At 39.1% G+C, this 21,847-nt stretch carries 21 protein-coding genes; 6 read left to right on the top strand and 15 right to left on the bottom strand.

The window, feature by feature from the left end:
* Position 1: 1 nt before the first annotated feature.
* The 3 genes from ahpF to ACH8JV_RS10040 all read right to left on the bottom strand — a co-directional run bounded on the left by ahpF (position 2) and on the right by ACH8JV_RS10040 (position 2,825).
* Complete coding sequence (ahpF, locus tag ACH8JV_RS10050; RefSeq protein ID WP_396521039.1) at positions 2 to 1,567, bottom strand: alkyl hydroperoxide reductase subunit F; 1,566 nt, start codon at positions 1,565 to 1,567, stop codon at positions 2 to 4.
* Between the two features lie 176 nt (positions 1,568 to 1,743).
* Positions 1,744 to 2,265, bottom strand: a complete 522-nt coding sequence (locus ACH8JV_RS10045; RefSeq protein WP_396521037.1) for a chromate transporter — start codon at positions 2,263 to 2,265, stop codon at positions 1,744 to 1,746.
* On the bottom strand, positions 2,265 to 2,825 hold the full coding sequence (locus ACH8JV_RS10040) for a chromate transporter (RefSeq protein WP_013198158.1): 561 nt from the start codon (positions 2,823 to 2,825) through the stop codon (positions 2,265 to 2,267). The genes ACH8JV_RS10045 and ACH8JV_RS10040 overlap by 1 nt, the downstream gene beginning before the upstream one ends.
* 101 nt (positions 2,826 to 2,926) lie before the next feature.
* Between ACH8JV_RS10040 and ACH8JV_RS10035 the strand changes: the two genes are divergently transcribed.
* On the top strand, positions 2,927 to 3,829 hold the full coding sequence (locus tag ACH8JV_RS10035; protein ID WP_396521035.1) for a LysR family transcriptional regulator: 903 nt from the start codon (positions 2,927 to 2,929) through the stop codon (positions 3,827 to 3,829).
* Between the two features lie 91 nt (positions 3,830 to 3,920).
* On the opposite strand, the gene arsB is transcribed toward ACH8JV_RS10035, so the two are convergent.
* On the bottom strand, positions 3,921 to 4,955 hold the full coding sequence (gene arsB / locus ACH8JV_RS10030; protein ID WP_396521033.1) for an ACR3 family arsenite efflux transporter: 1,035 nt from the start codon (positions 4,953 to 4,955) through the stop codon (positions 3,921 to 3,923).
* A 100-nt stretch (positions 4,956 to 5,055) separates the two neighbouring features.
* The gene (locus tag ACH8JV_RS10025; protein WP_135925033.1) at positions 5,056 to 5,385 is read right to left on the bottom strand and encodes a metalloregulator ArsR/SmtB family transcription factor; all 330 of its coding nucleotides are present in this window, start codon (positions 5,383 to 5,385) and stop codon (positions 5,056 to 5,058) included.
* 84 nt (positions 5,386 to 5,469) lie between these two features.
* Here ACH8JV_RS10025 and arsC point away from each other — a divergent pair, with 84 nt between their 5' ends.
* Positions 5,470 to 5,898, top strand: coding sequence for an arsenate reductase (glutaredoxin) (gene arsC / locus ACH8JV_RS10020; RefSeq protein WP_396521031.1), 429 nt, complete (start codon positions 5,470 to 5,472; stop codon positions 5,896 to 5,898).
* A 69-nt stretch (positions 5,899 to 5,967) separates the two neighbouring features.
* Here arsC and ACH8JV_RS10015 read toward each other — a convergent pair whose 3' ends face one another.
* The 3 genes from ACH8JV_RS10015 to ACH8JV_RS10005 all read right to left on the bottom strand — a co-directional run bounded on the left by ACH8JV_RS10015 (position 5,968) and on the right by ACH8JV_RS10005 (position 8,856).
* Positions 5,968 to 6,129 carry a DUF1427 family protein gene (locus tag ACH8JV_RS10015; protein WP_000784879.1) on the bottom strand — a complete coding sequence of 54 codons (162 nt, stop codon included), beginning with the start codon at positions 6,127 to 6,129 and terminating at the stop codon, positions 5,968 to 5,970.
* Positions 6,130 to 6,186: 57 nt separating this feature from the next.
* Positions 6,187 to 8,061: an amidohydrolase gene (locus ACH8JV_RS10010; protein ID WP_396521029.1), complete on the bottom strand. Its 1,875-nt coding sequence runs from the start codon at positions 8,059 to 8,061 to the stop codon at positions 6,187 to 6,189.
* A 108-nt stretch (positions 8,062 to 8,169) separates the two neighbouring features.
* Positions 8,170 to 8,856, bottom strand: a complete 687-nt coding sequence (locus tag ACH8JV_RS10005; protein ID WP_001043290.1) for a hydrolase — start codon at positions 8,854 to 8,856, stop codon at positions 8,170 to 8,172.
* 197 nt (positions 8,857 to 9,053) lie between these two features.
* Between ACH8JV_RS10005 and ACH8JV_RS10000 the strand changes: the two genes are divergently transcribed.
* Positions 9,054 to 9,944 carry a LysR family transcriptional regulator gene (locus ACH8JV_RS10000; RefSeq protein ID WP_049836460.1) on the top strand — a complete coding sequence of 297 codons (891 nt, stop codon included), beginning with the start codon at positions 9,054 to 9,056 and terminating at the stop codon, positions 9,942 to 9,944.
* A gap of 49 nt (positions 9,945 to 9,993) precedes the next feature.
* Here ACH8JV_RS10000 and ACH8JV_RS09995 read toward each other — a convergent pair whose 3' ends face one another.
* Positions 9,994 to 10,734, bottom strand: a complete 741-nt coding sequence (locus ACH8JV_RS09995; RefSeq protein ID WP_396521027.1) for a GntR family transcriptional regulator — start codon at positions 10,732 to 10,734, stop codon at positions 9,994 to 9,996.
* 396 nt (positions 10,735 to 11,130) lie between these two features.
* Between ACH8JV_RS09995 and ACH8JV_RS09990 the strand changes: the two genes are divergently transcribed.
* Together ACH8JV_RS09990 and ACH8JV_RS09985 are read left to right on the top strand one after the other, a co-directional pair.
* Positions 11,131 to 12,600 (top strand): NCS1 family nucleobase:cation symporter-1, encoded by a 1,470-nt coding sequence (locus tag ACH8JV_RS09990; RefSeq protein ID WP_005111104.1) that lies wholly within the window; start codon positions 11,131 to 11,133, stop codon positions 12,598 to 12,600.
* Positions 12,597 to 13,331, top strand: coding sequence for an aspartate/glutamate racemase family protein (locus ACH8JV_RS09985; RefSeq protein ID WP_396521025.1), 735 nt, complete (start codon positions 12,597 to 12,599; stop codon positions 13,329 to 13,331). Before ACH8JV_RS09990 ends, ACH8JV_RS09985 begins: the two co-directional genes overlap by 4 nt.
* A 66-nt stretch (positions 13,332 to 13,397) precedes the next feature.
* Here the strand turns inward: ACH8JV_RS09985 and tauD are convergent, their stop codons facing one another.
* The 4 genes from tauD to tauA are packed head-to-tail and all read right to left on the bottom strand — an operon-like array spanning position 13,398 to position 16,998.
* The gene (tauD, locus tag ACH8JV_RS09980; protein ID WP_396479415.1) at positions 13,398 to 14,279 is read right to left on the bottom strand and encodes a taurine dioxygenase; all 882 of its coding nucleotides are present in this window, start codon (positions 14,277 to 14,279) and stop codon (positions 13,398 to 13,400) included.
* An 8-nt stretch (positions 14,280 to 14,287) separates the two neighbouring features.
* Positions 14,288 to 15,157: a taurine ABC transporter permease TauC gene (gene tauC, locus ACH8JV_RS09975; protein ID WP_311071493.1), complete on the bottom strand. Its 870-nt coding sequence runs from the start codon at positions 15,155 to 15,157 to the stop codon at positions 14,288 to 14,290.
* Positions 15,154 to 15,948, bottom strand: a complete 795-nt coding sequence (locus ACH8JV_RS09970; RefSeq protein ID WP_396521023.1) for a taurine ABC transporter ATP-binding protein — start codon at positions 15,946 to 15,948, stop codon at positions 15,154 to 15,156. Before ACH8JV_RS09970 ends, tauC begins: the two co-directional genes overlap by 4 nt.
* A 9-nt stretch (positions 15,949 to 15,957) precedes the next feature.
* Positions 15,958 to 16,998 carry a taurine ABC transporter substrate-binding protein gene (gene tauA, locus ACH8JV_RS09965; RefSeq protein WP_396521021.1) on the bottom strand — a complete coding sequence of 347 codons (1,041 nt, stop codon included), beginning with the start codon at positions 16,996 to 16,998 and terminating at the stop codon, positions 15,958 to 15,960.
* Positions 16,999 to 17,439: 441 nt separating this feature from the next.
* On the opposite strand from tauA, the gene ACH8JV_RS09960 reads away from it, so the two are divergent.
* Positions 17,440 to 18,624 (top strand): hypothetical protein, encoded by a 1,185-nt coding sequence (locus tag ACH8JV_RS09960; RefSeq protein WP_396521019.1) that lies wholly within the window; start codon positions 17,440 to 17,442, stop codon positions 18,622 to 18,624.
* A 61-nt stretch (positions 18,625 to 18,685) separates the two neighbouring features.
* Here ACH8JV_RS09960 and ACH8JV_RS09955 read toward each other — a convergent pair whose 3' ends face one another.
* Together ACH8JV_RS09955 and ACH8JV_RS09950 are read right to left on the bottom strand one after the other, a co-directional pair.
* Entirely contained in the window at positions 18,686 to 20,152 is a 1,467-nt protein-coding gene (locus ACH8JV_RS09955) for an MFS transporter (protein ID WP_320138019.1), read from the bottom strand.
* 194 nt (positions 20,153 to 20,346) lie between these two features.
* Positions 20,347 to 21,738 carry an LLM class flavin-dependent oxidoreductase gene (locus ACH8JV_RS09950; RefSeq protein ID WP_004642499.1) on the bottom strand — a complete coding sequence of 464 codons (1,392 nt, stop codon included), beginning with the start codon at positions 21,736 to 21,738 and terminating at the stop codon, positions 20,347 to 20,349.
* Positions 21,739 to 21,847: the final 109 nt, after the last annotated feature.

Genomic DNA, 21,847 nt, shown 5'->3' with positions numbered 1-21,847 from the left:
TTTACTGCCCAGAACGAATGATGTAATCAAACGCAGAAAGGGATGCTTTAGCGCCTTCACCTGTAGCAATAATGATTTGCTTGTAAGGCACAGTGGTACAGTCACCCGCAGCAAAGACACCTTGTACATTGGTTTCGTTGCGGTCATTGACAATGATCTCTCCACGGTTGGTTAACTCAACTTCACTGTCTTTTAAGAAGTCAGTATTTGGGAGTAAACCAATCTGTACAAAGATCCCTGCAAGCTCTACCACATGCTCTTCATCAGTGGCACGGTCTTTATATTTAAGACCGGTTACTTGTGAGCCGTCACCTAACACTTCTGTACTTAAGGCATTCATAATCACAGTTGTGTTTGGCAAGCTATGCAATTTGTTTTGCAACACTTGGTCTGCACGAAGTTTGGTGTCGAATTCAACTAAAGTCACATGCTCAACAATTCCGGCAAGGTCAATTGCAGCTTCAACACCTGAGTTACCACCACCAATCACAGCAACACGTTTGCCTTTGAACAATGGGCCATCACAGTGTGGACAATATGCTACACCACGGGTACGGTATTCTTGCTCACCCGGTACATTCATTTCTCTCCAACGTGCACCTGTTGAAAGGATGACTGTTTTCGATTCAAGTTTGGCACCGTTTTCAAGTTCAACTTCAACCAGACCATTTGCAGTTTGGTTGGCACCTGTGATTTTGCTGACACGTTGCAGGTTCATGATATCCACATCGTATTCACGAACATGGGCTTCCATCTCGGCAGCAAACTTAGGACCTTGAGTCTTTTGCACTGAAGTGAAGTTTTCAATGTCCATGGTATCCATCACCTGACCACCAAAGCGTTCAGCTACGATACCGGTGTTAATGCCTTTACGTGCTGCATAGATTGCAGCTGTTGCACCTGCAGGTCCACCACCAATCACCAATACATCAAAGGCATCTTTGGCATTGAGTGCTGCTGCATCTTTTTCAGCTGAGTTGGTATCGAGTTTTGCCACAATCTCTTCAAGGGTCATACGACCTTGACCAATGTGCTCATTGTCTCGGAACACCATTGGTACAGCCATGATTTTGCGTTGTTCAACTTCGTCTTGGAAGAATGCACCATCAATCATGGTTGCTGTAGTGTTCGGGTTGTAAATAGCAATCAGGTTAAGCGCCTGTACCACGTCCGGACAGTTATGACAGCTAAGCGAAACAAATACATCAAAATTGGCTTTGAGGTTTAAACCTTTAATTTGATCTAAAACCTCATCCGACACTTTAGGTGCGTAGCCAGATACTTGTAACAGTGCCAAGATCAAAGACGTAAACTCATGTCCCATTGGTAAGCCAGCAAAGAACACACGAGGCTGTTCACCTGCTTTAGCTACACCAAAGCTTGGACGACGTGTATTGTTGCCATCAAAACGGGCAGTCACTTTGTCAGAAAGCTCAGCGACTTCTGTCACTAACTCTTTAATTTGAGCCGCTTTATCTGATTCATCTAAAGCAGCTACTAATTCGATTGGACTTTCTAAACGTTCTAAGTAAGCTTTTAATTGAGTTTTAATGTTTTGATCTAACATCTGTTTTTACTCCAATACATCCAAATTCTTTCAATAGATGCATAGTACGTTAAAACACAAAATAGGTGAAACAGTATGTTTTTATATATTTGATCGGTTTTTTAGATTTTATCATTTCTTCAATCAAAAAAAGCCAACCTGAACTTATCCCAACGCAGGTCGGCAAACTGGTTAAACTAGAGTAAGACCACACCAAATACAGCCCCAGCAATTAAGACATGTAAAGGATGAACTTTTTTAATTAAAGATAATAAAGTTGCAATGATGACCATAATAATAAGTAAAGTATTTATTGCCGCTGCCTCAGAAATAATCCAAGCACTGGCAAGCACAGTTCCCACAGTGACAGGTTGTAAAGCAAGCTGTAAAACACGGCGCCATTTTTTGTCTTTGAACTTAGACCAGCCTCTCATTACAAACACAGTAATAAGAGATGAAGGTAAAAATTTAGCGGTAGAGGCCACAAGTAGACCCGACAGCCCTGCTACATGCCACCCTACCAACGGTACAATCATCATGTTCGGACCAGGGGCAGCTTGAGCCATGGCGAACAATGCACTGAATTCTTGTGCCGTCATCCAATGATGAATATCAACGACTTGGCGTTGCATTTCAGGCAAAATTGTATTGCCGCCACCAAATGCAATAAGAGACAATTGAGTAAAAATGATGGCTAAAGTAAGTAGAACTGCGCCCATTACACACGTCTCCAAATAATAGTTGAATAAAGTGCCAACAAAATCAGCATGGTCAAAAGCAAAGAGATTTTTAGAAAAGCAATGCTAACTATTGCTGCCACAACAACACACATCGCTATTGGGTTACGCAATAAAGGCTTAAGCATTTTCAAACCTGTTGCCACCAAAAGCCCTGCTGCTGCTGCTCCCAGCCCTTCAAAAAGATGCTTAACCATAAGGTTGTCTTGGAACTGCTCATAGACATAATGTAAAAGTACAACAATTATCGTAGGCGCAAGGATCAAGCCAATCAGTGAGCTCACCGCTCCACGGACACCGCGAAACTCCATGCCAATCGCAACAGATAAATTAATGATATTGCCGCCCGGTAAAAATTGACACAGACCCAGTAACTCAGTGAATTTTTCAGGACTTAGCCACTGCCTCTGCTCTACAACGACTTTACGAGCCAAAGGTAATACACCACCAAATCCGATTAAACCTAATGTTAAAAAACCTAAAAACAGTTCTGTGCAGGTCGGTACGGTCTCCTTCTGCACAGCAATCTCAACATGGTTCATTTTCGTTACTTTTCACTTTATCTGACCAAGATAGAATGCTACTTTTATGATATATCTACAAATGCTTTTATTTTCACTAACCATACCCTAAAGGTATTCCTATGCTAGATTTACATAAGCTTCATGCCTTTGTGGTGGTGGTAGAAGAAAGAAATATCACGCATGCTGCAAACCGATTATTTATTCAACAACCACCTTTGACGCGTTTACTCAAAAAGCTTGAAGAAGAATTCGGGACACAGTTACTTATTCGCCAGCCTCGTGGCATTGAACCGACTGAAGCAGGTTTAGCCTTATTTAAAGAAGCACAACTTTTATTAGAACATGCCAAACATATTCCAAAATTAGTCCAAGATGTTAGCCAAGGTAAAACTGGACAACTCAATATTGGTTTTACAAGTTCCGCAGGTTTACATCCGCTTATTTCATTAGTATTGCGCTCATATCGTGAAATATATCCTGCGGTACAAACCAAACTTGAAGAAGCAGGCAGTCAAAAGCAACTGGATTGGTTAATTTCCGAAAAACTTGATATTGCTTTTCTGAGAGCACCCATTAGTCGTGATATCGGGTTAAAACATCTTCACATATTAGATGAGCCAATGGTTGTGGCATTGCCCATAGACCATCCACTTACAAAAACAGAGAAAATTAGTTTAGTTGACTTATCTGATGAGAATTTTGTTTTATACCGTCGTTCTTCAGGACAAGGCTTATATGACAATATTTTATATAGTTGCTATCAAGCAGGTTTTAGTCCGCGCATTGTTCAGGAAGCACCTCGACCTACCGCAACATTAAATTTAGTCGCTGCTGGAATTGGTATAACAATTGTGCCAGCCTCAATGCATAACTTTTGGGAACATGGAATTGTATATCGAGAATTTGATGATTCAATAAAACTGAATGCGCCTATTTACTTGATTACACGTGAAAATGAAAACTCGGCTAAAGTGTCAAATTTCATTGAACTTATGCAAAAACTTTTACCGACAATGACCTAAGTTTAAAAGCTAGGCAATAAAAAGTGCCTATATAAAGGCACTTTGTTAAAGTCATTTTTAGCAAAAAAATAGTTTAAATTTTGCTACGTTTTCAAGAGTAATACTTTTTCTTTAACCAAAGAGAAACTGTAACGAGTGAAATTAAAACTGGCACTTCAACCAACGGCCCGATCACTGTAGTAAAAGCAACTGGTGATGCCAAACCAAAAGTTGCAATAGCAACAGCTAAAGCCAACTCAAAGTTATTACCTGCCGCGGTAAATGAAATTGCCGCTGTACGCGGGTAATTATTCCCCATACGTTTACTCATAAAGAAGCTAATAAAGAACATTACGACAAAGTAAATCGTGAGTGGAATCGCAATACGTAATACATCTAAAGGTAAGCTCACTACATCACCACCTTTTAGGCTAAACATCGCCACGATGGTAAAAAGTAAAGCAATTAAACTAATTGGGCTGATTTTTGGTAAAAATTTAGTTTGATACCATTCCAACCCTTTCGACTTGACTAAAATCAAACGTGTCAAGAATCCCATTAAAAATGGAATACCTAAGTACACCAAAACCGCGTGTGTAATCGTCCAGAAATTCACATCAATGACTTGCCCTGCCATACCAAAATACGGCGGCAAAAAGGTCAAAAAAAACCAAGCATAGGTGCTAAAGAATAAAATTTGGAAAATACTGTTAAAGGCAACTAACGCTGCAACATATTGATTATCACCGCAGGCTAAACCGTTCCAAACCAGAACCATTGCAATACAACGTGCTAAGCCAATTAAAATAAGGCCAGTCATATACTCTGGATAACTATGTAGAAAAACAATCGCAAGAATGAACATTAAAACTGGAGCAATAATCCAGTTCTGTACCAACGATAAAGTTAAGGTTTTCTTATCTTTAAATACTTCTGGTAACGCAGCATAATCAACCTTTGCTAAAGGTGGATACATCATCAAAATTAAGCCGATTGCGATCGGAATATTAACGTTATCTACACTTAATTCATTTAAAGACACAGATGCCTGAGGAAAGAAAACTCCAATCGCTAAGCCTAAAGCCATCGCAATAAAAATCCACAGCGTCAGGTTTCGATCTAAAAATGAAAGCCCTTGTCTGGTCATGTTCTACTCGAAGAAAGAATTGATTAATTTTGTTCAATACACAAATGATTAATGCACCTATGCTAGAAAACCGAATTTTTAAGACAGAAATCTAGGAAGATTAATCACAGCACGTTGTAGTGATGAAAGGCTGATCTTGTTGCTTTACTCTTGTCTCACTCGCGTCATTTTCTATAACCTTTAAAATATCTAAAGCCCATAGAGGCAAATCAGGATTTAAGCTGTAATAGACCCACTGTCCTTTTCTTTCATCCAGCAATACGCCATGAGTTCTTAATAAGGCTAAGTGCCTAGAGATTTTCGGTTGGCTCAACTCAAGCTGTTCTGTTAGCTCACAAACACAAATATTTTGTTTGTTTAGAACTAATTTAAGAATATTTAACCGAGTTTGGTCAGATAAACATTTAAAGAAATCGACTTGGTTGATCATATCTTCAACAGAATATATTCGTTATTGCAAATATACGGATATCCATATATAAATGCAATATCTTAATTTGACAATAAATTTACCATGACTGAATTAGTGAAGATCTACCATAACCCTGCATGTGGCACATCACGCAATACTTTGGCACTCATTCGTCATGCCGGGCTTGAACCTCTCGTTATTGAATATTTAAAAACACCACCAAGTAAAGATGAGCTAATCCAACTCATTAAGGATTCAAACCTAACTGTACGTGAAGCAATTCGTAAAAATGTTGATCCATATAAAGATTTAGAGTTGGAACAAGATCATTGGACCGATGAGCAGTTAATTGATTTTATGGTTCAGTACCCAATTTTAATTAATCGCCCATTCGTGGTTACACCAAAAGGCACACGACTTTGCCGACCTTCTGAAGTGGTGCTCGACATTTTAGATTCACAAAACTTAGGCTATTTTGCAAAAGAAGATGGCGAAGTGATTATTGACGAACAAGGCCATCGTATAAAGTAATTGAAGATACTTATTAATATAAAAAGCTAAATGGCATGACACCATTTAGCTTTTTTTGAATGAAACGGATTAAAAATAGGATTTGATAAAAGGAAGGAGTTGCTCTCCTATTACCATGCCTAATAATCCGACTAACGCAACAAGAGGTGGAGCTGGTGACTTAACATTTAAAACGTAATATAAGACACCAACGAGCAACCCTACAGCCAAAGATAACAAGTACATTTTCATCGTACATACCTTAGGGAAGCAAGCCATTTAACGAAGCAGGTTCCCATACTATTTTATTTAAAATGCAAAACAAGAACACCCGAGTGCACCCCAGAAAGATTTTTTATCCTTATCATTTACAGGAACATCAAACATCCATGAGTGGCTATGCCCATGCATGCCACAACTGCTAGCACATTCACACAATGCACTTTGTGACTGTAATGATTGATTCGAAGGTGCATTACGATTTTCGGATAAACGCCACTGACCACCAAAGCGTTTTACTGGAGACCATGTTGGAGATGCTGGCGGTAACGGCGGATCATCTTGCTTAAACTCTGCACCTGCATATACCACTTTTCCGCCTAAAATAGTGAGTACAGACTCAATCCACTGGATATCTTCTGCTTCAACCTTGAAGTAGTCATCGGACAATACGACTAGATCAGCAAGTTCCCCTGCTGTCAGTGAACCCTTAACATCTTTTTCACCTGAGAACCAAGCCGAACCTTTAGTCCAGAGTTTAAGTGCTGTCTGACGGTCTAATAGATTTTTTTCATCATAGAGTGGCAAACCACCAACTGTTTTACCAGTACTTAGCCAATACAAACATACCCAAGGGTTATAAGAGGCAACACGAGTCGCATCTGTTCCGGCACCCACAGGAACACCAAGTTCCAACATTTTCTTAATTGGGGGCGTTGCCTGAGCAGCCTCTGCTCCATAGCGTTTTACGAAAATCTCACCTTGATATGCCATACGGTGTTGAATGGCGATACCACCACCTAACGCACCAATACGTTCGATATTACGCTCAGATACAGTTTCGGCATGGTCAATAATAAATCGAGTTGCAAATGGCTGTTTTGAATTGACGCGCTCAAATACATTGAGCAAACGATTAATACTTTCATCATAGGTGGCATGAATACGGAATGGCCATTTCTTTTCAGCCAAGTGCTCTACAATAGCTTCGAGTTCACCTTCCATTTTTTCCGGTAAATCTGGACGTGGCTCATAGAAATCTTCGAAGTCACCTGCCGACCAAGTCAGGTTCTCACCTGCTCCATTCATTCTAAATAGCTCATCACCATCGCCCGGAAATGTCATTTCTGTCCAACGGCGATAATCATCAAGCTCTTGGCCTGCCTTCTGAGCAAATAGGTTATAAGCGATTCGCACTGTCATCTGATTTTGATCATGCAATTGCTTAATCACATCATAATCTTCAGGATAATTTTGACCGCCGCCACCTGCATCAATTGCTGAAGTAATGCCTAATCGGTTCAACTCACGCATGAAATGACGAGTTGAATTGACTTGATCTTCAACTGGCAATTTCGGCGCTTTACCTAAGGTCGAATATAAAATCATAGCCGATGGCGTAGCGAGCAACAGACCTGTTGGCTCACCCTTTTCATCTCTTACAATCTTGCCACCCGGTGGGTCTGGTGTGTCTTTGTTAAAGCCTAATACATTAAGCGCAGCTCGGTTCAACAAGGCACTGGCATATAAATGTAAAACGAATACAGGAGTATCTGGTGCAGCTTTATTAATTTCTTCTAAAGTCGGTAAACGCTTTTCGGCAAACTGGAACTCAGTCCAACCACCTACTACACGGACCCATTGTGGAGCTGGCGTATTATCTGCTTGCTCTTTAAGCAAGCGTAGTGCATCTGCAACGGATGGCACACCTTCCCAGCGCAGTTCCATGTTGTAATTTAGGCCACCACGAATAATATGCAGATGACTGTCATTTAGACCAGGTATAACGCGACGACCATTTAAGTCTACGACTTTGCTTGTAGGTGTTGCGAACTTCATAACCTCATCATTTGTACCCGTACGTACGACTTTACCGTCTGCAATCGCAATTGCTTGTACTTCGGGGTTCTGAGGATCTAGTGTTGTGATTTTACCGTTTATGAGTATGAGGTTTATTTCGGTCATTCTGAACTCCATTCTTGTGAATTATCGTTCTAAAAAATAAAGGCATTCTGTATTAATATCACTTAAATATTGAATACTAGACATGCCTTTACCTAAATCAGTACTGTTTTATTTTGCAGGAACTGGTGCAAGTACTTCGTGTTTTGATGTTGTACGTTCAGGCGCCTTATGTACCATCGTATAGGCATAGTCCACACCCATACCATAAGCACCAGAATGCTCGCGTACAATAGCCATAACTGCATCATACGTATCACGATGTGCCCAATCACGTTGCCATTCGAGTAAGACTTGTTGCCAAGTTACTGGAACAACACCTGCTTGAATCATACGTTGCATGGCATAATCATGTGCTTCTTTTGATGTACCACCAGAAGCATCGGCAACCATATAAATTTCGTAATCACCTTCAAGCATGGCGCCAAAAGCAAAGGTGTTATTGCACACTTCAGTCCACAAACCTGAAACAATCACTTTTTTACGATTATTTTTTGCAAGCGAATCACGTACTTTTTGGTCATCCCATGAGTTCATTGAAGTACGTTCTAGTAATGGAGCATCTGGAAATACATCTAAAAGTTCTGGATAGGTATGACCAGAGAAACTTTCAGTTTCAACCGTGGTAATGGTGACAGGAATATTGAATGTTTTAGCTGCTTTTGCTAATCCTACCGTATTATTCTTTAATACTTGGCGGTCTATTGACTGTACCCCAAAAGCCATTTGTGGCTGATGATCAATAAAAATAACCTGACAATTTGTTGGTGAAAGTTGTTCTAAAAGTGACTTATTCATGGGTAAACTCCATTATTCCTTATGAGTAATGCATTAAAATTGCTTACTGGTCATTATCAAAACAGATAAAAATGTAAAAGCATAGACAGCAAATCAGCACGAATCTGTATGCTGTACGAATACAATAAAATCAATGATTGCTTTTTAATTTTTATAGTTTAATCATTGATATATATTTTTTTAACTTTTGCTTAACCATGGATCGATTAGACTGTATTTCCACTTTTGTAAGTGTCGTAGAACATGGGAATTTTAGTAGCGCAGCCAGAGCACTCGACATCTCTCGTGACTTAGTGGCCAAACGTGTTTGCTACCTCGAAAATGACCTGAAAACCACACTGTTAACCCGAACCACAAGACAGATGAACCTCACCTCTTGTGGAGAAAAGTTTTATCAGCATAGTAAAGTCATTTTAAGTGAGTTTGAATGGGCTGCCTACGAAATTAGCTACAACCAGCAGTACCCAGAAGGCGAACTCAAGCTTAATACGCCAATGTCTTTTAGCAATATTTTTCTTCAAAATATCATTTCAGATTTTATTGAGAAATATCCCAGCATCAAAATTGATCTATTCATGACTGATCAACTACTAGACATGAATAATAATAAATTTGATTTAACCATTCGAGTAGATGGCTCTCCTCCAAACTTAGCAAATAGCAAAATATTAAATACTTATCAGCGCTATCTATATGCGACACCTGAGTATTTTAATCAGCATGGATTACCAGAGTCATTAGAAGAACTTAAAGAACATAAATTTCTGATTTACTATCAGGATAGTCGACATAAAAAATTGATTTTCCAAAAAGATCAAAAAGAAGTGTCCTTTAATTGCTTCCCTGTGATGACCTGTAATAATGGTGAATTATTATTAGATATGTGTTTAAAAGATCACGGTATCGTCTTTCTTCCAGAGTTTATTGCAGAGCCTTACTACAAAGAAGGTAAATTACAGAAATGTTTGGAGGACTACACCAGTCAGCCACTTCACTTATATGTTACATGGCCAAACCGTAAGATTTTATCGAAGAAAGTAAAACTATTTATTGATTTTTTAACGCATCAAATCATTCCTATAAAATAACCAATCTGGGCCTTTTCCATAGGAATTGGCCCATTATTTTTTAGTTAGTTTAAATAGTTTCAATCTTCTTATTTTTAAATAAATTTAATAAATTTTGCTCTGCTGTTGCTGTGCTGTCTTCTTCAACAAATGTCGTCGCGTAGTGTTCTAAATGTTCTTCCATCAATTGAGTGGCTCGTTTTTCATCGCCTTGCTCAATGGCATTTAAAATTGCACGATGTTCATCTGCCGAACAATTATTATGTTTGGGAATTTCATATAACCCAATTAATAACGAAGTCCTTGCAATAAGCGTCTGCAAATAACTGGACATGATCGTATTTTGATTTGCTTCAATCAGCTTTAAATGAAATTGCCCTGATAGCTTAATCCACTCGGCCCAATTGCCAGCTAAACGCTCATGAGACTCTTGATCTACTAAACCTCGAAGCTCACTAAAATCTAGGTGATGTGACTTTTGAGCTAGCTTTTTTACAGTAGCGATTTCAAGCATGCTGCGTGCTTCAAAGACCTCTTTTGTTTCATGAGCACTATGTTTTGCGATGAGTGCTCCACGATTGGGCTGAATTTCGATGACCTTATCATGTGCAAGCTTGACGAAAACACGTCTTAAGACTCCTCGCGTTACGCCGAATGCTTCACACAAAGGTGCTTCAACTAAACGTGCGCCAGGGCCAAGTTGTCGATTTAAAATAGCATCTACAATAGCGTTATATATATGGTCATCAATTTCATCATTGCTCATTTCTACGGCTTTTTTTGGTGCATTCGATGACATTGATTTCTCCATTTTTATTGATGCCCCCTCTTTTTAAAACTTTATCTAATGACAATAGTGTAAGTTTAACTTAAGCGTTTTGGAATATTGCTCTTATTTTCACACCATCTATACTGAGCTGAGCGATTCAATATTAAATCTCTAAATATCCACTTATACACCTCAATTTACTTACTTTTTATAAAAAATTAAGCACTTCCCATTTTATAAATCTGTCTCTTCATATCCAAAATCCATACCAGTTTAAATAACTCATAAGCGCTACTTCGTAAATTTGGCATAACTTTTGCTCAATTAATATTGTGCACAATTTAAATATCACATTGTACACAATATTAATTTCATTCTTTTAGACAGAAAAACAATGCTGCTGAAAGTGCCTCCATCTTAAGGAAGTGAGTGTTCAAGATGAATAATACCGAAGCAATAATTAAACCTTCTTATGATGCAAAACTGACAAATCAAGACTTAGCTCCTTTAAAAAAGCAAACATGGGGCGCTTATAATATTTTTGCTTTCTGGATGTCTGATGTTCATAGTGTCGGCGGTTATGTCATGGCTGGGAGCCTTTTTGCACTTGGGCTCAATAGCTGGCAGGTACTTTTATCTTTACTCATCGGCATTGCCATAGTTCAGTTTTTTACAAACCTGATTGCCAAGTCTAGCCAACAAACTGGTACGCCCTATCCTGTTATTTGCCGCGCAACCTTTGGTGTACTTGGTGCAAATATTCCTGCTGTTATTCGTGGTCTTATTGCTGTCGCATGGTATGGCATTCAAACCTATTTGGCCTCAAGTGCTTTCTTATTGGTCATTTTAAAGTTCTTTCCAGAATGGTCGGTCTATGCCGATGTTTCAACTTATGGCTTTCTTGGACTTTCCTATTTAGGATGGGTTGGCTTCATGCTGCTTTGGCTACTGCAAGCGATTGTTTTTTGGTCTGGTATGGACAGCATTCGTAAATTCATTGACTGGGCAGGTCCAGCTGTCTACGTTGTAATGTTTGCGATGGCCGTATGGCTCATTTGGAAAGCTGGATGGCAAAATATTGATTTAAACTTGAGCGGTGTTCAATACGACGGTTTTGCGGTTGTACCAGTCATGATTGGTGCTATTGCGCTTGTTGTCTCATATTTTTCAGGCCCTATGCTGAATTTTGGTGATTTCTCTCGTTATGGCAAAAGCTTTAACGCGATTAAAATGGGTAACTTTCTTGGACTACCGATTAATTTCTTAGGCTTTTCTTTACTTACTGTGGTGTGTATTGCTGCAACGCTTCCAGTCTACGGCAAGCTCATTACAGATCCTGTGGAGATGGTTGGAAAACTTGATAATACATTTGTGGTTATTTTAGGCAGTTTAACCTTAATGATTGCCACCATCGGAATTAATATTGTCGCTAACTTTGTTTCACCTGCCTTCGATTTTTCTAATGTTTCACCGAGCAAAATTAGCTGGCGTATGGGTGGAATGATTGCAGCAGTAGGTTCAATTTTCATTACCCCATGGAACCTGTTTAATAACCCTCAAGTGATCCATTACACCATTGATATTTTAGGTGCATTTATCGGTCCACTTTTTGGTGTATTGCTAGCAGATTTTTATCTTGTTAAAAAACAAAAAATTGTGGTAGATGATTTATATACCTTAGATACCAAGGGTTTGTATTGGTACAAAAATGGTTATAACCACTCTGCCTTTTATGCCTTAATTCCAGCTTCATTAATTCCTATTCTCTGCGTACTTTTACCACAACTGTCTGGGCTGGCTAATTTCACATGGTTTATTGGTATGGGATTCGGTTTTGTCATTTACCGATTTCTTAACCAACCGCTTGCCCATGCTAAATCAGCAATGACTAAGGTAAAAGTACAATGAAAATTAAAATTATTAATCCTAATACCACCCAAAGCATGACTGACAAAATTGCTGCATCAGCAAAGATAGTCGCAAATTCTGATACTCAAATTATTGCTGTGAGTCCTCAAATGGGACCTGCAACAATTGAAAGTTATTATGATGAAGCTCTAAGTGCAGTAGGTGTGTTAGAAGAAATTCACCAAGGTGAACTTCTAGGCGTAGATGCTTATGTTATTGCCTGTTTTGGTGACCCTGCGCTTTATGCTGCCCGTGAAATGACTTCAGCGCCTGTGATTGGGATTGCCGAAGCAGCTATGCGAACTGCAAGTTATGTCAGTAATGGTTTTAGTGTGGTCACAACCTTACAACGCACAGTGAATATGAGTTGGCATCTGGCTCATCGCTATGGGGCTACACCATTTTGCAAAAATGTTCGAGCTTGTGACATTGCAGTTGAAGAGTTGGAGCTTCCTGACTCAGATGCTTATCGAACCATACGAGATGAGTGCAAAAGAGCACTGGTAGAAGATAAAAGCGATGCGATTGTTTTGGGCTGTGCAGGTATGAGTGATTTATGTCTAAAACTACAAAACGAGTTGGGAGTGATTGTTATTGACGGCGTTGCAGCAGCAGTTAAACAAGCTGAAATGTTAGTTCAGTTAAATTTAAAAACCAGCAAAGTTGGTGATTGGGCCTCACCTCCTGTAAAAAATTACACAGGCATATTGTCAGGATTTGGAATGCGCTAAAGGGTTATTGTTTCAATTCCAACTCAAAACGCTGCGTTGGAATTGAAACGGCTCAAAACCAAAGAATTAAACTTCGGCTAACTCTGGCTGTTGTTCATTTTTATAAAATGGCACATCACCGTTAATAGTTGCACGGTGCATGATGCGATGAGCATCGCCATAATCAAATAATGCTTTATGTTGCGTACAACGGTTATCCCAAATCGCGATATCACCATCTTGCCACTTCCAACGCAAATGAAATTGCTCTTGGGTCGCATGTTCAAACAAGAAATTAAGTAATTGCTCACTTTCTTGTTCAGGTAACTCATTAATTCGAGTGGTAAAGCCCTCACTTACAAACAACAAAGGCTCACCTGTAACAGGATGGGTACGCACCACTGGGTGAATCACTGGTGGGTTACGCTTAAATGTTTGCAAAAGCTTTTCACGTTCTACTTCGTTATGGGCAAAACGTTCAAGTGGAAAAGACTTACGAATATCGTGTGTTGCAGTTAAGCCACGTAATTTTTGCTGTAAATCAAGCGGAAGCCCTTTAAAAGCTGCTGTATTACTCGACCATAAAGTGTCACCGCCTACAGGTGGAATTTTAATGGCTTGCAACACACAACCTAAAGGTGGATTTTTACTAAAAGTCACATCTGTGTGCCAAAGTTCATTGTCACGCAAATCTTGTTTCCAGCTATCAAGCACCATCACTTCAGGTACATCTTCAATTGAAGGATAAATCGGGTGCACATGTAAGCTACCAAAACTGCGTGCCAAGTCTGCTTGTGCTTGCGGCGCTAATTGTTGCTTTCGAAAAAAAATGACCTGATGATCAAGCAAAGCCTGCTGGATTTGTTGCGTTGTCTGTTCATTTAACGCATTCAAATCAATATCGTGAATAATTGCGCCAATGGTAGGCTTGATCACTTCAATATTTAAGTTTGCTACTTCTGTATTCATCTTCTTTACTACAACTGCTGACCATACCAAGGAGAAAACTGTTTTTGTAACCAACGTAAAAACAGCTCAAAACTAACTGCGACAATCGCAATCACAATAATGCCTAGAATCACCGTATCGGTAATTAAGAACTGCGCTGCCGATTGCACCATAAAACCAATACCACGGTCCGCTGCAACCAATTCTGCTGCAACTAATGTTGACCAGCCCACCCCGAGACCAATACGAATACCGGTAATAATATGAGGTAAAGCTGTTGGTAAAATGACATGCCAAAATACTTGTGTCTGACTTGCCCCTAGCGACAGTGCAGCACGTTCACGATTAAGCTGATGGCTTAACACACCATGCGCACTACTAATAATGACAGGTGCCAAAATCGAGAAGAAAATCAAAAGTACTTTTGTGGTTTCGCCAATACCGAACCAAATTACGAGTAAGGGTAAATAAGCTAACGGCGGAATTGGACGTAGCAATTCAACCAAAGGATCTAGAACAGCGCGAACCCATTTGTTCAGGCCCATCCATAAGCCCAGTGGTACACCAATCACCACGGCAGCAATCAAAGCCAAAAACACACGCGAGATACTAGCGGCCAAGTGTTGCCACAAAGTAGCCTTCATAAAGCCTTCTTGGCTGACCGATATAAATTTTTGCCAGACTGCCTGTGGGCTCGGTAAAAACAGTTCAGGTACGATATGCAAAGCAGTAATGAGAAACCAGAGTGCGACCACACTTCCCACACTAATTATGCTAACTGCCAAAGTGCGATGCTTCTCAAAAAATGACGATAGAAATGAAGCATTTTCTGTTTGCACATCTGGCTTAAGTTTTAGCCCTGCTTTGTCATATTCATAGACGTTATCTTTAGTACTCATGTGGTTAACGCCTCCTTACCGCTTTGTTTTTGTGCCCTTAAACTTTCAAACAGCTGCTCTCTGAGCTGAATAAATTGTGGGTCCGATTTAATTGAGCGAATAGACTCGCCCTGACGATATCGATTAGCAAAATCGAGATGTAGAGTTTCTACAATTTTGCCTGGATGCGCTGTCATCAAAACTAACTGATTGCTGAGCAATAATGCTTCTTCAATGTCATGAGTAATTAAAAAGAAGCTTTTATTTTGTTGAATCCATAAATCGAGCACTAACTCCTGCATGTTTTCACGCGTAAAAGCATCTAATGCCGCAAAAGGTTCATCTAATAAAATAAACGGCGCGTGGCTGATCAAAGCTCTGGCAATACCAACACGTTGTTTCATACCACCGGAAAGTTCCCAAATATTGGCTTTTTCAACGTGGCTTAAACCTACAATTTTTAAAATTGCGTTCACTTGTGCTTCGATATCTGCGCGCTTTAAACCTTTTAACTGCAAAGCGAAGCCAACATTATCTGCAACATTCAACCAAGGAAGGAGTGCATGATCCTGAAACACGACAGCGCGGGTTACATCTGGTCCATTTACCACTTCGTGATTTACAAGCACATCACCTGAACTCGGCTTTTGAAACCCTGCCAAGATATTAAGCAAAGTTGTTTTGCCACAACCTGACTCGCCTAAAATCACGGTTAAAGAACCTTCTTCAATGGTTAGGTTAATGTCTTGTAAAACTGGCTTTTGCTGTTTAGGAAAAGTCAGATGAATATGTTTAGCTTCTAGTACACTCATGACAACTCCTTAAGGCTGCAAAAATGAAGAATTCACGTTGCCTTTATAATCGGCTTTAAGTTGATCGACCTTGCCCTGACCTTTTAAGAACTTCGCTGTATCAAAAATATTTTGCGCGAATTCACCATCTAACGTTTGTTTTTGCTGAGCATGGTCTAGGTAAATATTTCCACTTAATAAAAGTGGGATATCTTTTGGATCAGAACCTGTGAGCTGCGCAATTTTTTGCACGTTATCGGCATCTTTAACGTAAGCGGCTGGGTCTTGATTATATTTTTCAAGCTGCTCAAGTGTAGTTTTAACAAAAGCTTTTAAGAAATCAGGATTTTTCTCTGCAAAATCTTTACGCACAACCCATAAGTCATAAGTTGGAGCACCCCATTCACCCACTTGTTTTGAGTCGGTTAAAACCGTACCAGATGCTTTGGCTTTACTTAAAGCAGGTTCCCACACATAGGCTGCATCAATATCACCACGTTCCCAAGCAGCTGAAATTTCAGGTGGACGCAAGTTAATAATTTTTACTTTGTCTTCTGGAATGTTCCAATGTTTAAGTGCCGACAAAAGACTGTAATGCGTAGTTGAAACAAACGGTACAGCAATGGTTTTGCCAATTAAATCTTGAGGAGTTTTAATACCTGATTTATTACTTACTACGAGTGCTTCAGATCCACCAAGTTTTGATGTAATTAAGAATACTTCAATCGGTAAATCACGGCTTGCCGCAGCAGCAAGTGGACTTGAGCCAATATTGCCAAGTACGACATCACCTGAAGCAAGTGCGTTTACAACATCTGAACCCGCATCAAATTTTTTCCATTGAATATTTCGTTGGCTATGTTTTTCATATTCCCCCTTGGCCTGCGCAACTTTGCTTGGGTCAACCCCTGTTTGGTAGGCAATTACGACAGGTTTGCTGTCGCGAACTGAAGCACTTGTATTATTGTCTTTTTTATTTTGCCATACGATAAATGCAACAATTGCTACAACCACAATTGCCGTGATAATCAACGGTTTGGTCTTTGTGCTCATAATTTCATGATCTTTCAATAATATAAGCTCATGGTATGCAGCTGGCTTTATAATGAAAAATAAAAAAATATGAGTTACTTATCTATTTTTGATAAATAACTTTTTCATATAAGTTTTTATCTTTTGGTAAAAAGCAAATATCAAGCAAACTTACAGATTAGCCATAAAATTAAAATACTTATATATCAATAATTAAAAAGGATATTCAAAAAACACATGATGAGAAAAACCTGACACATCTACTCTAATTATTTTATCCTACTCATTTCGTCATTTTTATTTTTTGCTTATCGCATCCAGAGTTTTGTATCTAATTAATTTTCATTCTTTTATATAAAGTTCAGATTTTATTATCTTTTTATCTTAAAACTTCTGCAAATATTTAGATTTGGACAAATCTTTTTCTGGTTTATACATGACGCAAATTTAATTTTTATTTTTAAGAGGAGAAAAATTCTTTTGTTTAAACATTCTCAATTTTTGAAAAAAACATTAATTACAGCGTCTTTAATTACATTTAGCCTTTCAAGTCATGCGGCTCTCACCTTTGGTAATGCTGAAGAAGGTCAACTTAAAGTGAGTGGTACTGTTCGAGCTAAATATGTTTATGACTTTGACTCTGATCCCACTACCAGTAAATTTTCCTTTAATGACGCCGTATTATGGTTAGATTATAATTCTCCTAAATGGATTGGCCGCCTAGATTATCGGGTTTATGAATATTACGGGCGTTTAGGCGATGCCAATTGGCTTACCGATGCATGGTTGGGTTATAAAATTAATGACAACAGTAAAATTATTGCTGGCTTAAACCCAGTTCCTTTTGGCTTGGGTCGCTTTTGGGGAAATACTTATTATTTAGGCATTGCCAATAGTGCCGGTTGGGAAGATGTACATAATCTTGGGGTGAAATATGATTTCAATGATGGCATCAATGAAGCACAACTCGCCTTTTATCCTACCGATGGTGGCACCTATAGAGGTAAAAGCAAAGACTCAAGTCGATTTAGTATTAACCCTGTCAATGCAGATGACTCAGTACCACAAGGCACCAATACCAAAGAAAAGAACTCCATTGTTGTTCGTGGTGCTCATACCTTTAAGAACGTATTAGGACAAGAGAATTTCTCTACCCAACTGGGTGCCTCTGTATGGTATTCCACCATTGAAAATAAACGTTCAGGGCAAGATGGAGATCGCCAAGTCTATTCGGTTTTTAGCAATACCAATTATAATCAATGGAATTTACAGCTTTTGGCTGGTTATCAAGACATTGATAATGCCGACACCCAATATAAAAATCATCTGACTTTGGGCGGTTTCGATTATTCATTTAACTCCGCAACCAAAGGTCAGATTTACTCAGCCGAACTGAGCTATTTATTTCCTCAGCAGTTTGGCCCAATTACCTCTGTTCGCCCCTACCTAAACTATAGTTCTTATCGAAAAGAGCAAGATGGCTTTAAAGACTCCACCCGTTTTATTCCCGGCATTGCCTTTAACTATCAAAAATTGACAGTACAAGCCGAGTTGCTGGTGGGTAAACACGATCCATATCTAGGAGACAGTGAAGGCCTTGCGGCTGGTGGAAGCAATGATAAATGGAATAAAAAAGCGTTTGTAATTTTTGCTTATTACTTCTAACTCGAAAAACAAAGGCCAACATCCGTTGGCCTTTGTTTTTATCTAGATATCTAGTTTTACTCTAGTCGATTACTGGTGAATTATTGAGAGTAAGTTCTGTTTTATCTTCATCGATAACATCGACATCTTGGGCGGTAGGCTCAAACTTAATCAGCAGCCCAATCACAATTAAAGGAATAAAGGCAAAGATAGAAATAATCAGGTAAACATCAGTTTTATATCCCGCCATCCAGATCGGTAAAACAAACAAAGCAATTGCTTGAGCAACACCAGTTACCGCACGGTTAAAGCCAACACCAACGCCACGAATCGAAGCTGGATAAGCCATGGTTGGATAAACCATCATTTGTGCACCTGGCCCAAAACCTTCAGCAAAAAGCCATAAACCTAGCATGCCAATTGCGGTATAGAGTAAAAAGCTATTACCGGGTTCACCAATGAGTGCTAAGGCAATAAGGGCTATAAACTGGAGTAAAAAGCCTGTAAGCAACACATGACGAGATTTAAATCTGCTAGCAACAAATACGCCTAATAGCCCGCCCGTAAATGCAAACAATAAATTAAGCCCGAGTGTTGTAGTAATGGTCGTCAAAACATCGGTATGAAAGAAACGCGTTAAAATGGAAGGTAAAAAGAAGGCAATGGTCGTGTACTGAAATGCCACCGAAATGTGAATCACAATGGCCACAATCGTTCTGGGTAAATAGGTTTTATTAAATAAAACTGCAAAACCCTCGCGCTTTTTCTTTTCAGCAGTTCTTTCTACTTTTTCAACTGTAGCGACTGCATTAATTGCATAGGACTCTTGTAGAACTTGAGCTGCACCTTTTAAATCGCCTTGGTTTGCAAGCCAGATTGGTGATTCAGTTAAATATTTACCACGAATAAAAATAATAAGTAACGCTGGCACTGCTCCAAAAATTAAAGATGCTCGCCATAACCAGTTGCTATGCTCAGGAGGTAAAAGAAAATAAAGCGCCAGAACTAGACCAAAACACACCGAAGAAGCGGCATACCACATTGGGCACCATGCAGCTAAACGCGCTGCCTTGTTGCTACTACCGTTAAACTTGGAAAACTCAGATAAGTATGACATTGCCACAGGCAAATCAATACCAACACTAATTCCCATAATAAATCGGGCTAAAATCAAAACCCATACATTCGGTGCAAAACCAGCAACAATTGCAGCAATGACAAACAGCACCATGTCCGCCATAAAGACCCGATAACGGCCAATTTTATCTGTCAGCCAACCACCAATCAGGTTACCCACAATGGTTCCACAGACAATTGCTGAAGCCACCACACCAGTCATCACAGGGCTTAAAGAAAACTCTGAGATGACTTGCTCAATACCAAAGGACAGCGTTGTTAAATCATAGGCATCAATAAACACCCCAATTAGTGCCAACCAAATAACTTTATTCGATTTACCCTTCCCTGCAAATTTTGAAATTAATTGTGAAACATCATCGGGAGATTTAATTTCATAACGATGGTTATGATCGAGTTCTTGTGTGCTCACTTAATAATTCCTAAACTTTAATAACAGGAACAAAATAATGATTATTCACATAATACAAAAACAAATTAATCTGATGTTTTAATCTAAATTATAGAATTATCTTTTCATTATTAACTCAGCAGTAAAACCGATATAAAAAGACAAAATAATAGCTGGTATTTAACCAGCTATTTATTTAAAGGCTTTCTAAAATATTAACTCGCCTCAGCAAGTTTTAACTCTTTTAGATTACGATATTTTGCACCGCGGTGATTTTCAGGCAAATATGGCCCAGCACCAAATAATTTTTCTCTTAATGTTCCTTGTGCATAAGAGGTTTGATATACCCCACGTTTTTGCAACTCTGGAACAATAAATTCGACCACATCGGCAAAGGTTTGATGAGCCAAAATATAGGCAAGGTTAAAGCCATCAATATCGGTATCTTCAACCCATTGCTGTAGAGCATCTGAAACTGTTTCTGCCGAACCCACCAATACTGGCCCATTACCGCCTAAGCTGTTCCAGTTTGCAATTTCTTCAATGGTCCAAACACGTTCTGGGTCTGCATTCACATAAGAATCTAATAAAGATTGAATGGCATTGGTTTGAATATATTCAACTTTGTCCGTTGGTTGATATTGTGAAAAATCGACACCAGACCAGCCAGACAGTAATGTTAATGCCCCATCGTAGCTTCCATAGCTTTGATATTCTTTAAACTTAGCCTGAGCTTTTGCATCGGTTTCATCAGTGACAATCGACAAAAGTGCATAAATTTTAACAGAGTACGGGTCGCGGCCTTCTTGAGCCAATTTCTGGCGAATACCCTGTACCACTTTTTTAGTGGCGATTTTAGATGGAGCTGCTATGAATACACACTCGGCATTTTGACTAGCAAACTTCTGTCCGCGTGAAGATGCACCTGCTTGGTAAAGTACTGGTGTTCGCTGCGGTGATGGCTCACAAATATGGATACCCGGTACAGTAAAGTATTTACCCTCGTGCTGAATTGGATGCACTTTTTTATGGTCAGCAAAGATACCGCTTTCACGGTCACGAAGTACCGAACCTTCTTCCCAAGACCCTTCCCAAAGTTTGTAAAGGACTTCTAAATATTCATCAGCAATATCATAACGATTGTCATGATTAACCTGAGTTTTTAGACCTAAGTTTTTCGAACCACTTTCCAAATAAGACGTCACGATATTCCAACCAACTCGCCCTTTGGTTAAATGGTCTAACGTGCTAATACGTCTAGCAAAAGGATAAGGATGTTCAAAGGAAATAGAGGTCGTGACACCAAAACCCAAGTGCTTTGTGACTGCTGCCATCGCTGGCACAATCTGTAGTGGATCATTGACCGGAACTTGTACTGCACCTGTTAAGGCATGTTCAGCACTTTGATGATAAACGTCATAAATACCAAGCACATCTGCAATAAAAATACCGTCAAAAAAACCACGCTCAAGAATTTGTGCTAAATCTGTCCAATATTCTAAATCTTTATATTCAACAGATCGGTCTTGAGGATGTCGCCATAATCCAGGAGATTGGTGGGCAATACAATTCATTTCAAAAGCATTAAAACTAATTTTCTTAGTCATAAAATATCAACCAGCATTTTATTTAATTTTTATACTAAAGCAAATTTTAGGGTTTCTTTATAATATAAACCCCAAACAAAATATGATTTTATTCTAATAGGTTTTTATA

The sequence above is a fragment of the Acinetobacter sp. ABJ_C5_2 genome (genome assembly GCF_044538485.1).
Taxonomy (GTDB): domain Bacteria; phylum Pseudomonadota; class Gammaproteobacteria; order Pseudomonadales; family Moraxellaceae; genus Acinetobacter; species Acinetobacter nosocomialis_A.
The sequence above is the reverse complement of the archived record's forward strand: the minus strand, read 5'-3'. Positions and strand labels throughout refer to the sequence as shown.

Excerpts from the sequence above, each read along its gene's own strand:
- tauC (WP_311071493.1), bottom strand. The coding sequence starts at position 15,157 with ATGAGTACTAAAGATAACGTCTATGAATATGACAAAGCAGGGCTAAAA.
- ACH8JV_RS10005 (WP_001043290.1), bottom strand. The coding sequence starts at position 8,856 with ATGAATAAGTCACTTTTAGAACAACTTTCACCAACAAATTGTCAGGTT.
- ACH8JV_RS10025 (WP_135925033.1), bottom strand. The coding sequence starts at position 5,385 with ATGATCAACCAAGTCGATTTCTTTAAATGTTTATCTGACCAAACTCGG.
- ACH8JV_RS09995 (WP_396521027.1), bottom strand. The coding sequence starts at position 10,734 with ATGGAGAAATCAATGTCATCGAATGCACCAAAAAAAGCCGTAGAAATG.
- ACH8JV_RS09985 (WP_396521025.1), top strand. The coding sequence starts at position 12,597 with ATGAAAATTAAAATTATTAATCCTAATACCACCCAAAGCATGACTGAC.
- ACH8JV_RS10000 (WP_049836460.1), top strand. The coding sequence starts at position 9,054 with ATGGATCGATTAGACTGTATTTCCACTTTTGTAAGTGTCGTAGAACAT.
- ACH8JV_RS09950 (WP_004642499.1), bottom strand. The coding sequence starts at position 21,738 with ATGACTAAGAAAATTAGTTTTAATGCTTTTGAAATGAATTGTATTGCC.
- ACH8JV_RS10010 (WP_396521029.1), bottom strand. The coding sequence starts at position 8,061 with ATGACCGAAATAAACCTCATACTCATAAACGGTAAAATCACAACACTA.
- ACH8JV_RS10045 (WP_396521037.1), bottom strand. The coding sequence starts at position 2,265 with ATGGGCGCAGTTCTACTTACTTTAGCCATCATTTTTACTCAATTGTCT.
- arsC (WP_396521031.1), top strand. The coding sequence starts at position 5,470 with ATGACTGAATTAGTGAAGATCTACCATAACCCTGCATGTGGCACATCA.
- ACH8JV_RS09990 (WP_005111104.1), top strand. The coding sequence starts at position 11,131 with ATGAATAATACCGAAGCAATAATTAAACCTTCTTATGATGCAAAACTG.
- arsB (WP_396521033.1), bottom strand. The coding sequence starts at position 4,955 with ATGACCAGACAAGGGCTTTCATTTTTAGATCGAAACCTGACGCTGTGG.
- ahpF (WP_396521039.1), bottom strand. The coding sequence starts at position 1,567 with ATGTTAGATCAAAACATTAAAACTCAATTAAAAGCTTACTTAGAACGT.
- ACH8JV_RS09970 (WP_396521023.1), bottom strand. The coding sequence starts at position 15,948 with ATGAGTGTACTAGAAGCTAAACATATTCATCTGACTTTTCCTAAACAG.
- tauD (WP_396479415.1), bottom strand. The coding sequence starts at position 14,279 with ATGAATACAGAAGTAGCAAACTTAAATATTGAAGTGATCAAGCCTACC.
- ACH8JV_RS10015 (WP_000784879.1), bottom strand. The coding sequence starts at position 6,129 with ATGAAAATGTACTTGTTATCTTTGGCTGTAGGGTTGCTCGTTGGTGTC.
- ACH8JV_RS10040 (WP_013198158.1), bottom strand. The coding sequence starts at position 2,825 with ATGAACCATGTTGAGATTGCTGTGCAGAAGGAGACCGTACCGACCTGC.
- ACH8JV_RS10035 (WP_396521035.1), top strand. The coding sequence starts at position 2,927 with ATGCTAGATTTACATAAGCTTCATGCCTTTGTGGTGGTGGTAGAAGAA.